This is a genomic window from Nostoc sp. (assembly GCF_036917415.1).
Lineage (GTDB): Bacteria > Cyanobacteriota > Cyanobacteriia > Cyanobacteriales > Nostocaceae > Nostoc.
Genome location: NZ_JBALDJ010000032.1, coordinates 23,928 through 36,810 on the forward strand (window position 1 = coordinate 23,928; position 12,883 = coordinate 36,810).

Genomic DNA, 12,883 nt, shown 5'->3' on the forward strand with positions numbered 1-12,883 from the left:
TCCCTGCCCCCTGCTCCCTGCTCCCTGCCCCCAGCAAGAACTGCGCTCTTAATGATAAGTCTTTTACCGAACATAATATTAGAAGGCAACCCACGCGCAACTATTTACACCGATCTAATTAAAATTATGTCTAATGAGGCAATTATTCAATCTGAATTATTAGATGACAAAGCTGATAATAAGCAAAACCTCTGTAAAATTTTCAGTGTACAAGAATTAAGTCTTCTAAACGATCGCTCCAACAGCAAAGGGCTAGTTCAACTAGTTTTTCATCTCACTGTTATGGGTTGCAGTGGCTACCTATGGGCAACAAACTTTGGTAATTGGTCGGTGGCTATACCAGCACTGATAATCTACGGCTTCAGTCTGGCTTCGATGTTTGCACCAATGCACGAATGCGTTCACAGAACGGCTTTTGCTAACAATCGTTTGAATGATGCTGTGGCTTGGTTTTCCGGCTTGCTATCATTTTACAACAGCACGTTTTTTCGCCGTTATCATAAATGGCATCACCGTTACACTCGCGTTCCTGACAAAGATCCAGAATTGACCGATCCCAAACCGAGCAACCTGGGCAAATACTTGTTGATAATTAGCGGTTTACCGTGGTGGTGGGGTAAAATACACGGGCATTTTCAAGTTGCCACTGGTCAATTTGACAATTTTCCATTTATCCCAGAAGCAGCACGAGCCGAAGTTATGCGTTCTACACGTTGGCAATTAGGTATTTATGCAGGTGCGATCGCTCTTTCAATTATAGTTAATCAGCCTTGGTTTTTCCTCTATTGGCTGCTACCTATGCTTGTCGGTCAGCCAATTCTCCGTTTTATTTTGCTAGCAGAACATACAGGTTGCACTCTTGATGCAAATCTGCTCACCAATACGCGCACAACGCTCACACTCTGGTGTGTACGATTTTTCATGTGGAATATGCCATTTCACGCAGAGCATCATTTGTACGCATCAATTCCGTTCCACGCGCTACCAAAAGCACATCAGCAATTAAGCAAACACTTTACCCACATTGAACCTGGATATCTGAAAGTCAACTGGAATATTATAACTAATTCGTAATTGGGCATTAGGCATTGGGCATTGGAAAGAGACAAGGTAGAAGGGGGAAATAAGGGAGAGACTTGTTTAATAATTCACCCTTGTCCTCCTTGTCCCCCTTGTCTCCCCTGCTCCCCATTCCCTTTGATTTGAATTTGCTCTAAACTCGACCTGAACGCACCTTTATCAGATCGTGAAGAATGATTAAAAAAACGAGTATAGACAAACATGATAAAAATGCTAGCTGAAAACTTGATAAAAATTGAAACAAGCTTACAAATTAATTGGGTTTGGCTAAATGCGAGCTTAGAGTTTGCTAGTTGGGCACTTTTCTCACTTTTACTTGCTGAGATATTGAGAGACAGTTACCATGCTTTGTGTCACCAAGTCAATTGGCTTGCTAAATGGCACAACAAGCACCACATGGCTTATCGCCGTGATTTATCGATAGTTTCCCTGAAAGTTTACCAAGAATCTCAGCTTTATCACGACATTTTAGAATCAAGCCTACTACTGCTAGTATTGATAGTCATTGCCTTAATTGTCCAACAAATGGGGTTATGGCTGGGAGTAGCTTACGCTTGCACCTTTTTGTATGGCGCGTCTGTGCGATATTTTCAAGGAAAAATTGATACAGATTACAACCACCTACCCGGCCCTTTAAAGACAATTCCATCCATTTGGTGGGTAAATCGGTCTTACCATTGGCGGCATCATTTTGATGATGTTAACGCCTACTACAGTGGCGTCTTTCCCCTAGTGGATAAAATTCTTGGTACAGGACTATCTCTCAAAGGTAAAACCATCGCTTTAACCGGAGCATCAGGAGCGTTGGGGCAAGCGTTGGCGGCTGAACTTGTAAAGAATAATGCTAAAGTAGTGGCATTAACCACTAATCCAGAAAAATTAGTAGAGCAAGTTGGGGTAAAGGTGGTTTCTTGGGAGTTGGGCAACGAAGCCAATCTGAAGGATAGTTTAGAGAAAGTAGATATTTTAATTATCAATCATGGAGTCAATGTCTATGCCAGCCGCACACCGGAGGCTATCAACTCCTCTTATGAAGTGAATACCTTTTCAGCATTGCGGTTGATAGATATATTTTCGACAACTGTAACAGGTCCACAAGCAAAAGCAACCAAGGAAATTTGGGTAAACACTTCTGAGGCTGAAGTTTCTCCCGCACTGAGTCCGCTTTATGAACTCAGCAAAAGAGCGCTAGGAGATATTGTTACCCTCAAGCGTTTGGATGGGGATTGTGTAATTCGCAAGTTAATTCTTGGTCCATTTAAGAGTCAACTTAATCCTTATGGAGTGATGTCTGCACAGCAAGTTGCTCGTGCAATCTTATTTTTCGCCCGACGAGACTTCCGAAATATTATTGTGGCAATAAATCCTCTGACTTATCTGCTGTTTCCCTTAAAGGAAACTAGTACATCACTATACTATCGACTCTTCAGCCGGACAGCGAAAAGCGAACAGGACTTACGCAAACAATAGTCGAAAAGAATAGACTTCTTGCATGAATCAAAAGCCCTCACCCTAAATCCCTCTCCCAAGCTTGGGAGAGGGACTTTGAATTTAGGGACTTCCAAATAAAAAAATATTCCAAAACTGACGCAAAAATCCTCTTAATCTCTCCTCTCTCTGTGTTCTCTGCGTCTCTGTGGTTCGTTTTTTGGGATAATTTATTTCTTGGAAATCCCTTAGCTCCCTTTCTCCCAAAATTGGCAGAAGGGGTTGGGGGATGTAGCAAGATCCCGCAGGGTGGGCGAATTTTGCATTTGTGCATTACAGAGGAGCAAGGGCACAGGCGATCGCTAAATTGAAACAGAATTTGGCTAAACTTGAGAAAGCGATCGCTACGGAAGTTCCTGCCAAGCAAGTATTATCGTTTTTTAATAGCCATCATCCGAACTCCACCATTAGGAGCAAGGGTAAATCCACGTCGTTGCAGTTTAATAGGTTTATCTTCCACTAAGGTAAGTTGATAATTGGATAAAACTGTTGCGAGGACTAATTTGATTTCTAACTGAGCAAGAGCATATCCTAAGCATCGCCGACTTCCGCCACCAAAAGGAATGAACTCCCAAGGGGAATACTGGCGTCCTAAAAAACGTTCGGGATTAAATTGTTGAGGATTAGGATACAAGTCTTCCCGGTAATGCAGGAGGTAAATACTTGGCATTAAAGTTGTGTCAGGAGCAAACTGGTATCCTGCAATATTTATGGATGATTTGGTAATGCGTGGAAAAAGCCCTGGTAGGACTGGATACATCCGCAGGGTTTCTTGGCAAACTGCGCTTAAGTAAGGAAGTTGGGCAATTTCCATTGGGTTAGGATTTTCTCCCAAGCTGTCGAGTTCCTGCTGCAATTTTAAGAGAACATCTGAATTTCGGTGAATTTGATAGAAAGCCCACGCTAGCGTTGTTGCAGTAGTTTCATGTCCAGCAAATAAAATTGTCAGCAATTCATCCTTTAATTCATCGTCGGTCATTGCTTGCCCATTTTCATCCCGTACTGCCATCATCAAGCTCAGAACATCACCCTGGTGATTGTTCTTTGTTCTTTTCTCTTCAATTTCTGCTTGAAGTAGCTGATGAATAGAGCGTTGTCTACTTTTCATCCGCCCCCAAGGAGTCCATTTTCCCCAATCTTGTTGTAAGAATGGCAAAAATAGCATACTGGAGCGCAAAGGAGAATCAGTCATATCCAACCAACTAGTAAGTAGAGGTAAAATTTGTTGATAGCGTTCCCCTTCACTTAAACCAAAGACAATTTGTAAAATTACTTCTAGACTAACTTTCTGCATAGCAGAACGAGCCACAAAAGGTTGACCGATTTGCCATTGACTGGCGATTTGCTCGGTAATTAAGCAGATTTGTTGAGCATAAGTCTGTAGCCTTTCTCCATGAAAGGGGGGCATTAATAATTTTCGTTCTCGTCGATGGCGGGCACCATCTATTAACATGAGAGAATTTCGCCCAATCAAAGGCTCTGCAAGTTTATTACCACGACCAATATCAAATTTAGAATCTTGACTGAAAATTTCTTGAATGGCTTGGGGATGGCTAAGAATTACATAAGAACCGAGTCCACTCAGTTGCATGGAAAAAATATCTCCATACTCTTGACTATACTTTTGCTGAAATCCAATCGGATCGGCAATCCATCCGATCAGTTGCCACCACGAAGGGCTAGTAATGCAATTCGGTAATTGACTAAGCATAATATTTACCTGTGATTCCACTTAATAATCTCAAACAAATACATTTATTATGCTTGAGTAACCGGATTTAGGGACTGGCTCATGGCCACATTTATTAAGCTGTCTAGCAAGCGATCGCACTAGGCTCAGGCTGGAGAGTTTCACCGTCTCTAAGACGCTACGCGATGGTGCAAAGCAGCCGCCAAAGGCAATGTCTACAACGGGCTATGCCTATGCAAAACTACATAATTCGGTAAAATTAGGTAAAGCAATTTTTGCGCTTGTTAAACAAAGGCATCAGCAAACCCATGCAACTGAAACTCAGTGCATCTCGACTTCCCTTCGCCCCCCTCTTGTTAATCGCCCCCTTTTTCCTATGGGGGACGGCAATGGTAGCCATGAAAGGAGTGATACCCCATACCACACCGCTATTCATGGCAGGTGTGCGTCTGATACCAGCAGGGATGTTAATTCTGATTGCAGCAGCATTTATGGGTAAACCCCAGCCGAAGGGTTGGGCTGCATGGCTGTGGATTGCCTTATTTGCCCTAGTAGATGGGACGCTATTTCAAGGCTTTTTGGCAGAGGGATTAGTCAGAACTAGTGCAGGTTTGGGGTCTGTGATGATTGACTCGCAACCCTTGGCTGTTGCCTTGCTGTCGTTGTGGCTATTCCAAGAACACATTGGTTTTTGGGGATGGCTGGGGCTAGGCTTGGGAGTCACAGGCATTAGTTTAATTGGCTTACCTGATGAGTGGATTTTACATTTTCTCGACTCAGGTGCAAATATGACAATCGGCAACTGGCAAGATTTATTTGCTAGTGGCGAGTGGTTAATGCTGTTAGCAGCACTATCAATGGCAGTGGGAACAGTGTTGATTCGGTTTGTATGCCGACATGCTGACCCTGTAAGCGCTACGGGATGGCACATGATTTTGGGCGGATTGCCACTATGGGGAATTTCATCAGTCGTTGAATCCCAGCAGTGGGAAAATCTGGGAGGATCTGATTTCATGGCTTTGGGTTATGCTACCGTATTTGGCAGTGCGATCGCTTATGGGTTATTCTTCTACTTTGCCTCTAGTGGCAGTCTTACGAGTCTTAGTTCTCTCACCTTCCTGACACCCGTCTTTGCGCTACTATTCGGCAATCTTTTCCTCTCAGAAGTTCTCAGTCCGTTGCAGTGGGTAGGAGTATTTCTCACTTTAATCAGCATCTATCTCATTAACCAACGTGATACTTTAGCAGGACAAAAGGACACAGTTACTGTCGGCGAGATAGCTAATATACAGCAACCAGTTTTAGAAACATCTGCTAAAAAATTGAACTCTATAAGCCTAGCAGTTAGAGAATCCGATCCAAAAATATTACCCTAACTTGTTAAAATAATTCGTAATACTCGCCAAAGGCGAGAAGCAAGCTACGTAATTCGTAATTAACCCTCTTTAATCACTATCGGTAGAGAAAAATCTAAAACCCTTATTTCTCATGACTTTTATCAATTTAGACGTAGGTTGGGTTGAGGAACGAAACCCAACACCCAAAGACCTTAGAAAAGTTGGGTTTCACTTTGTTCAACCCAACCTACATTTATTTTTCTTTCCCCAAAGTGATAGAAGAGGGTTAAGTAGGGAGATGAGGGAGAAATCAATTAAAAATTAAAGAACTTCTGCCTCCTACCTCCTTTTTCCCAAATCCCCATGACGCCAGTTGCTTCTCCCAAGGGGAGACGCTACGCGAACAAGTCGGGCATTGCCCGCCCAACGCACTGGCTCCCCAATACCCCATTTCCAATTAAAAATGACAGTTAACATTTGGTCGTCTAAAAGCTATTGTGGTATCGAAGACTTGAAAAGCACGTTCAGGCTGAAACTTGCAATATGAGGCTATGCCGTTCCTCAATTCTGATATTTACCTGTTTTTCTTGCGTGGGTTTTTACCCAAATCGCTCAAGCGCAGCCACACAGAACCTAGCACCTAAAATTTTAGAACTTGCACAAGCCAGTTCGACAGTTACTGCTAGTCCGGCTGTTTTGAGATATGGTAGTCGAAAATCAGATGTGCAGAGACTACAAACCCAATTAAAGCAGTTGGGATACTACAGTGGTGTGGTAGATGGACAGTACAACACCAATACGGAAATCGCTGTATCTAAATTCCAGAAAGTAAAGGGTTTAAAATTAGATGGGATTGCTGGCCCGGAGACTCAGGAGAAACTGCAAGCAGCTTTGGCAGCTAAAAAGCAGTTTGTCACCTCTCCAATAGTTACCTCTCCAAAAGTTACCTCTATTGCTCCAACTTCTGCAAAACCCAAACCAACCGAAAGAGGTTTTGTCTGGTGGTTACTATTTACCATTGGAGTTCTAGGATGTACTGGCGCACTTATTTATCTGCTGAGGTGGTTTCAGAAGGTCAAGCAAGTGCAAAAGTCCGAAATATCAGAGCCTAAAAGTTTGAGTGAAGCTAACAAAGACCCGATTACACCACCTTTACTAGAGACTGTCACTAGTTTACAAACAACTACACCACCACTTTCCCCACAATTACTGCTACCAGAAAAAACTTCCCGTCTTGCTAAACTCAATATCGTTGACGAATTAATTCAAGATTTACGCAGTTCTGACCCAACGAAGCGGCGCAAAGCTATTTGGGATTTGGGTCAGCAGGGAGATTCGCGGGCTATTCAGCATCTGGTTGACCTGATAATTGATGCTGATTCTCAAGAAAGCAGCTTAATTTTAGCAGCTTTGTCAGAAATTGGCATCCGCACACTCAAACCGATGAACCGTGCTTTAGCAATTTCCATCCAAAATGAAAGTCCACAAGTGCGGCAAAATGCGATCCGTGACCTGACGCGCGTTTATGACATGATGGGTCAAATGAGTCAGATGTTGCACCATGCGCTAGAAGACCCAGATGCCGATGTGCAAGCAACAGCACGATATGCTTTAACTCAGATGAATCGAATACGTGGCTTGCCAAAGCAACAGAGTCTACAAGAAGATTTAGACAATGATTCACAACAATAAGAGTAGAAGTCATATCGTGTGCGCCTAAAGACTTATTATTTAGACCACAGTTAGGAATCGGGTTTTGAAAAAAGGTACTGGGTTTGGGTTAAAGGTTTTTTCTTTCCCTTTTCCCCCGCCCCTTATCCCCAGAGGAGGCCCCACCTTCCCCTTTTCCCCTTAACCGAGAAGTATTGGCAATGTACCAAGCTGAATCTGCTGTCAGCTTAAAAATATTTCAACTGGATTTGGATATTGGTATCTGGCCCTGCCACTAAAAATGCTGCTTCGCTAAATTTAGGCGCTCTTGTGCGAATTTCTGGATTGCTGGAAAATCCAAAACCTTCCCTTGGTATACCAAAAATATTGCGATTGAGAGTGCGGTCATTATTTTGATCGTGGAAGACAGCAACGGCGTAGGTACCTGCTTTCAAGTTGTTAAAGGTAATGGATAAGGGATTTTCAGTAATTTTGGTACACTGCTTTTGTAAGACGCGATCGCGATCGCTAGGAAATCCTTCACTGCTAGCAAATATACTGGCACATACTTGTCCTTGTTTATTCTTCAAGCCATCAATTTCCACGGTGAGTTTGCCGTTAAAATTTGCTTTAGCACTAAATGACCATGCCAGATTTCCCATCACTGCCAGTAGCAGCATACTAACTCTTAAGCTTTTAAGCATAAAATTTTCATAAGGTAAAATGCGATCGCTAGCGCCAGTAGGCGATGCCAGGGACGAATACGTTTATTCATTGGTTATTTTTTTCTGCTGTAAAAGTGGTAATTGATGTTAGTAATAGACTTAGCAACATCAATTAATTTAATTAAGCTAACCAAATTCAGCTTTTAGTCAATACTTTTAGGAAATAATCATCTCATTCTCCGTATCAGTTATTTATTTTTATGGAAACACAATTTTTATAATATTAGAAACTCTGACTCAATCAAAACATAAACATTCCTTCACAGAAATTATGAGACTAGTTCCTGATTTCACTTTGGTAAATTTATGCCTAAACGGATAAATTTGACTGATTGTCTATTTACTCAAACCAAAAAAACTGTATTTTAAAACACATTTTTTAGAGTTTTTTGATGAAATATAACTCATGATGCAACAAAAAAGCAACTATATCCTTTCTAGCTACGTATTTTCCGATATCATAAAACCTCATGGTATGCGGGAAACTCAGTTACTTTAGTGCTGAGAGGGAAGCGACACGGGCGGTTTTAACCGCATTGAATCTTGGTTTAGTTTGAGTAAGCGTAACCATCCTTTTTATGAATTCCTTTCGGGTAATGTTAGCTTAGTCAATGTTTTAAGAGCTTTTTAGACTTGCAACACTGTTTCAGTGACTTTAAAACTGTTCATCACTGCACTCAAAATTTTGTATTAAAAACAACACAGATTTTCCACACTTATCCTGAAATAGCAGCTTGGTCGAGCTATTTATACAAGATACAGCGTTTTGCAACTACATGACTCACATAGAATTGTTACAACAAGGCTAACAAACCTAATTTCCTTAAAGAAACCGGGTTTAGAGTACCTGTAATATGGGAGACTTGGCAATATTCCCTATAAATCAGATTCAAGATGAGTAACACAATTTTGGATATTGCAGTCAAGACCATCAACGGTGAAGATAAGCGATTAAACGACTACACCGGTAAGCTACTCTTAATTGTAAATGTGGCTTCCTACTGCGGTTATACTTCTCAATACGAGGGGCTAGAAAAGTTGAACCAGAAGTATGGAGAAGCAGGGTTACGGATTTTGGGGTTCCCTTGTAACGATTTTGGAGCGCAGGAACCAGGAAGCAATGAAGAAATTGTGCAATTCTGCACGAGTAAATATGGTGTTACCTTTGAACTATTCGATAAAGTTCATGCCAAAGGCTCACAGCAGCATCCACTTTATGAGCAACTTACTAAAGCCGTTGAGCCAACGGGAACTGTTGCTTGGAACTTTGAAAAATTTTTAGTTAATAAGCAAGGTGAAGTGGTAGCTCGATTTAATAGTAGTGTCCAGCCAAATTCACCAGAGATAATTGCCATAATTGAGAAAGAATTAGCAAAATAGCCATTTGTCATTTGTCATTTGTCATTTGTCATTTGTCATTTGTCATTTGTCATTTGTCATTTGTCATTTGTCATTTGTCATTTGTCATTTGTCGCTAAGTCAAAATTTCTGTACTATTGACTGTTAGTTCTGAACGGTTAAATTGATTTACCTCCAGTTTTTTAATTGAGACAATATTCTCAATTAGTAGTTTAATTTATTTGTGTCTAATTTGTCATGAACGTTGCAATCATTGGTTGTGGTTATGTTGGTTATAAAGTTGCTCAATATTGGCAGCAAGATATGAATTTTGTTGTCAGTGTAACCACAACTTCGCCTGAGCGTGTCCCTGCACTACAATCAGTATCTCAAAGAGTTGTAGTTACCTGTGGTAATGACATAGATAGTCTAAAATCAGTTTTGCACAATCAAGATGTTGTACTTTTGAGTGTTGGGGCAAAAAGTGGAGAAGTTTATGAAGAAACCTATCTACAAACTGCCCAAACTTTAGTTTCGTGCTTACAACAGATTAAAAGTGTAAAACAATTAATATACACAGGTAGTTATGCCGTATATGGTGATAGGAATGGTGTATGGGTAGATGAAGAAACACCGCTTGCACCTGCTAATTTAAATGCACAAATTCTCCGCAAAACAGAAGATGTGTTACTATCAGCATCTAGCGAAAATCTCCGTGTTTGTATCTTTCGCTTAGGAGGTATTTATGGAACTGGTAGAGAACTGTTGAAAATATTTGGTAGATATTCTGGTACAACCCGTCCAGGCAATGGTGAAGATACCACAAATTGGGTTCATCTAGATGATATTGTTGGTGCGATAGAATTTGCCCGTCATCGTCGTTTGCAAGGAATTTACAATCTGGTAGATGATGCACATCTCACCAGCCGAGACTTGCTAGATAGCTTATTTGAAAAACATAATTTACCCAAAGTCAAATGGGATACATCTATTAAGAGTACTCGCCCATATAATGCTTGGGTATCGAATGAAAAGCTCAAAGAAGCTGGCTACAAGTTGATTCATCCACAGATGATTTTTTAGCAAGTATTAAAAACTAGGAATTATGCAACCATCTGCTGTAGCTAACACAACCAATTTGACAGCATCTCCTAGCCAGTTTTACAGTTGGCAGAATTATCGTTGCGCCTACGAAGTTCATCAACCAATCAATACAACATCTGAGGGCGTTCCCTTACTATTAATTCATCCGATTGGCGTGGGATTGTCGCGGCGATTTTGGCAGCGATTTTGTCGCGAGTGGTATAGTACAGGTCAGCGTAATTCAATTTACAACCCTGATTTACTAGGATGTGGTGAAAGTGATATGCCCCGTATAGCTTACACTCCTAGTGATTGGGCAGAACAGTTGCAGTTCTTTTTACAAACAGTAGTTCAAAAACCGGTTATTGTAGTAGTGCAAGGCGCTTTATTGCCAGTTGCCATCCAACTAGTGCAAAAGGAATCAAATTTAATTGCCAGACTGGTACTTTCTGGGCCGCCAGCATGGGCTTTGATGACAAATAAACCACCAGAATGGCAGGAAAAATTCCTTTGGAATGTGTTAGATTCGCCTTTTGGCAGTGCTTTTTATCGCTATGCACGCACCCCAAAATTTTTACGTTCTTTCTCGACTCGTCAACTCTTTGCTTCTGAAAATGCTGTGGATGCAGAGTGGTTGAATACATTGCTTGCAGGTGCAGAAAATCCTGCTAGCCGTCATGCAGTGTTTTCTTTTTTAGCAGGGTTTTGGCGAGATGATTATACTAGTTTTATTGACTCGATTCAGCAACCAACATTAACGGTTGTGGGGAAAATTGCATCGAGTATTAGCCAAGACAATAAAAAAGAAACGCCAGATGAACGCTTGGCTCACTATCTTGCCTGTTTGCCTAAAAGTCGAGGTATAAAAATAAACGGGCGTAATGTTTTACCCTATGAATCAACCACTGAATTTGTAGCAGCGATCGCTCCATTCATTAATGAAGTTTTTTAGCCGATTGATAATTACATTGTACCAGTTCTCCCATGATAAGTTATGACTGGAATTGATTACTAAAGGCAAGCAAAATTATGTTACCCAATCATCAAGGACAAAAAGTACCCAATGTCACTTTTCATACTCGCAATGACAACGATTGGGTGGATGTGACAACCGATAAGCTATTTGCTAATAAAACAGTAGTTGTCTTCTCTTTACCGGGTGCTTATACTCCGACTTGTTCATCCACTCATCTTCCTGGCTACAACGAATTGGCTCCGGTTTTCAAAGCAAATGGTGTCGATGACATTATCTGTATTTCTGTTAATGATGCCTTTGTGATGAATGAATGGGCAAAGGATCAAGAGGTAGAAAATATCACGCTAATTCCTGATGGAAATGGTGAATTTACTGAAGGTATGGGTCTGTTGGTAGATAAATCAGACTTGGGGTTTGGGAAGCGATCGTGGCGCTATTCTATGCTGGTGAAAGATGGTGTAATTAACCAGATGTTTATTGAACCAGACGAGCCAGGAGATCCCTTTAAGGTGTCTGATGCTGAGACAATGCTCAGATATATCAATCCCCAAGCAGTGAAGCCCGAAGTAGTTTCCCTGTTTGCGAAAGTGGGTTGTCCCTTCTGTGCGCGTGCTAAGGCAATGCTCAAGGAGCATGGCATAAACTACGAAGAAATTACCTTGGGTAAGGATATCACCACACGGTCGCTAAAAGCAGTTGCAGGTGCGACAACAGTTCCCCAAGTATTTATCGATGGTAAATTAATTGGTGGTTCTGAAGCATTAGAAGCCTACTTCGCTGCTAAATAGGGTTGAGTAGGGTTGCAATACTACGTAGGTTTTGCCTAAAAAATAGAAATGTGTAGGTTGGGGCAGCCCTGCGCCCTTGCGGTTTCCCGACTTGTTCGCTTTTAGCGTTCCCGGAGGGTAGCAAGTGGCGTTTGAGGAACAAAAACCAACATTTGGTGGGGTTTGTTGGGTTTAGGCTTTGCAAAACCCAACCTACAATATCAGGCGACAGGCATCGCACTTTTGATCTCAATGTCTGAGCCGTCCCCCCAAAGCATCGGGGGGACTACAGGGGGGTTAAAACGATCTCAAATTATCACGAATGATTTAGAACTGCTATATAAGCAACAGATACCTCGAAGTCATGTTGAGGTACTTCAAAGTCGTATTGAGGTACTTCAAAGTCGTGTTGAGGTACTTCAAAGTCGTGTTGAGGTACTCCAAAGTCGTGTTGAGGTACTTCAAAGTCGTGTTGAGGTACTTTAAAGTCGTGTTGAGGTACTTTAAAGTCGTGTTGAGGTACTTCAAAGTCGTGTTGAGGTACTTCAAAGTCGTGTTGAGGTACTCCGAAGTCGTGTTGAAGTATTTCAAACTTTGTCACACCGCGATCGAGTACACAGGTGCGTAGGCGTAGCCTACGCTTGACTTTTAAAACAGTCGCTACGAATATTCTTAACCGAGCGGTATTGAGTTGGGGTACACAGCCATCAATTGTGTCAACTTCAGGTGAAAGTTATGATATTTTTGAC

At 41.5% G+C, this 12,883-nt stretch carries 11 protein-coding genes; 8 read left to right on the plus strand and 3 right to left on the minus strand.

Annotation, left to right across the window (positions count from 1 at the left end):
- Nucleotides 1-126: 126 nt before the first annotated feature.
- Together V7K41_RS06075 and V7K41_RS06080 are read left to right on the plus strand one after the other, a co-directional pair.
- Nucleotides 127-1,074, plus strand: a complete 948-nt coding sequence (locus V7K41_RS06075; protein ID WP_334846428.1) for a fatty acid desaturase family protein — start codon at nt 127-129, stop codon at nt 1,072-1,074.
- Between the two features lie 207 nt (nt 1,075-1,281).
- Entirely contained in the window at nt 1,282-2,550 is a 1,269-nt protein-coding gene (locus V7K41_RS06080; protein ID WP_334846430.1) for a bifunctional sterol desaturase/short chain dehydrogenase, read from the plus strand.
- Nucleotides 2,551-2,938: 388 nt separating this feature from the next.
- On the opposite strand, the gene V7K41_RS06085 is transcribed toward V7K41_RS06080, so the two are convergent.
- The gene (locus V7K41_RS06085; protein WP_334846432.1) at nt 2,939-4,279 is read right to left on the minus strand and encodes a cytochrome P450; all 1,341 of its coding nucleotides are present in this window, start codon (nt 4,277-4,279) and stop codon (nt 2,939-2,941) included.
- Nucleotides 4,280-4,566: 287 nt separating this feature from the next.
- On the opposite strand from V7K41_RS06085, the gene V7K41_RS06090 reads away from it, so the two are divergent.
- Nucleotides 4,567-5,634, plus strand: a complete 1,068-nt coding sequence (locus V7K41_RS06090; RefSeq protein WP_334846433.1) for a DMT family transporter — start codon at nt 4,567-4,569, stop codon at nt 5,632-5,634.
- A gap of 504 nt (nt 5,635-6,138) precedes the next feature.
- Nucleotides 6,139-7,287 (plus strand): peptidoglycan-binding protein, encoded by a 1,149-nt coding sequence (locus tag V7K41_RS06095; RefSeq protein WP_334846435.1) that lies wholly within the window; start codon nt 6,139-6,141, stop codon nt 7,285-7,287.
- 206 nt (nt 7,288-7,493) lie between these two features.
- Here V7K41_RS06095 and V7K41_RS06100 read toward each other — a convergent pair whose 3' ends face one another.
- A complete protein-coding gene (locus V7K41_RS06100; protein WP_334846437.1) occupies nt 7,494-7,949 on the minus strand; it encodes a DUF2141 domain-containing protein in 456 nt (151 codons plus the stop codon).
- Nucleotides 7,950-8,864: 915 nt separating this feature from the next.
- Between V7K41_RS06100 and V7K41_RS06105 the strand changes: the two genes are divergently transcribed.
- The 4 genes from V7K41_RS06105 (at nt 8,865) to V7K41_RS06120 (ending at nt 12,155) form a co-directional block, all read left to right on the plus strand.
- Nucleotides 8,865-9,350: a glutathione peroxidase gene (locus V7K41_RS06105; RefSeq protein ID WP_334846439.1), complete on the plus strand. Its 486-nt coding sequence runs from the start codon at nt 8,865-8,867 to the stop codon at nt 9,348-9,350.
- 216 nt (nt 9,351-9,566) lie between these two features.
- Nucleotides 9,567-10,391, plus strand: a complete 825-nt coding sequence (locus V7K41_RS06110; protein ID WP_334846441.1) for an SDR family oxidoreductase — start codon at nt 9,567-9,569, stop codon at nt 10,389-10,391.
- Between the two features lie 22 nt (nt 10,392-10,413).
- Nucleotides 10,414-11,343 carry an alpha/beta fold hydrolase gene (locus V7K41_RS06115; protein ID WP_334846443.1) on the plus strand — a complete coding sequence of 310 codons (930 nt, stop codon included), beginning with the start codon at nt 10,414-10,416 and terminating at the stop codon, nt 11,341-11,343.
- 77 nt (nt 11,344-11,420) lie between these two features.
- Nucleotides 11,421-12,155, plus strand: a complete 735-nt coding sequence (locus V7K41_RS06120) for a glutathione peroxidase (RefSeq protein ID WP_334846445.1) — start codon at nt 11,421-11,423, stop codon at nt 12,153-12,155.
- A gap of 295 nt (nt 12,156-12,450) precedes the next feature.
- On the opposite strand, the gene V7K41_RS06125 is transcribed toward V7K41_RS06120, so the two are convergent.
- Nucleotides 12,451-12,735 carry a hypothetical protein gene (locus V7K41_RS06125; RefSeq protein WP_334846446.1) on the minus strand — a complete coding sequence of 95 codons (285 nt, stop codon included), beginning with the start codon at nt 12,733-12,735 and terminating at the stop codon, nt 12,451-12,453.
- Nucleotides 12,736-12,883 lie beyond the last annotated feature (148 nt).

Excerpts from the sequence above, each read along its gene's own strand:
- V7K41_RS06075 (WP_334846428.1), top strand. The coding sequence starts at position 127 with ATGTCTAATGAGGCAATTATTCAATCTGAATTATTAGATGACAAAGCT.
- V7K41_RS06080 (WP_334846430.1), top strand. The coding sequence starts at position 1,282 with ATGATAAAAATGCTAGCTGAAAACTTGATAAAAATTGAAACAAGCTTA.
- V7K41_RS06085 (WP_334846432.1), bottom strand. The coding sequence starts at position 4,279 with ATGCTTAGTCAATTACCGAATTGCATTACTAGCCCTTCGTGGTGGCAA.
- V7K41_RS06090 (WP_334846433.1), top strand. The coding sequence starts at position 4,567 with ATGCAACTGAAACTCAGTGCATCTCGACTTCCCTTCGCCCCCCTCTTG.
- V7K41_RS06095 (WP_334846435.1), top strand. The coding sequence starts at position 6,139 with ATGAGGCTATGCCGTTCCTCAATTCTGATATTTACCTGTTTTTCTTGC.
- V7K41_RS06100 (WP_334846437.1), bottom strand. The coding sequence starts at position 7,949 with ATGCTTAAAAGCTTAAGAGTTAGTATGCTGCTACTGGCAGTGATGGGA.
- V7K41_RS06105 (WP_334846439.1), top strand. The coding sequence starts at position 8,865 with ATGAGTAACACAATTTTGGATATTGCAGTCAAGACCATCAACGGTGAA.
- V7K41_RS06110 (WP_334846441.1), top strand. The coding sequence starts at position 9,567 with ATGAACGTTGCAATCATTGGTTGTGGTTATGTTGGTTATAAAGTTGCT.
- V7K41_RS06115 (WP_334846443.1), top strand. The coding sequence starts at position 10,414 with ATGCAACCATCTGCTGTAGCTAACACAACCAATTTGACAGCATCTCCT.
- V7K41_RS06120 (WP_334846445.1), top strand. The coding sequence starts at position 11,421 with ATGTTACCCAATCATCAAGGACAAAAAGTACCCAATGTCACTTTTCAT.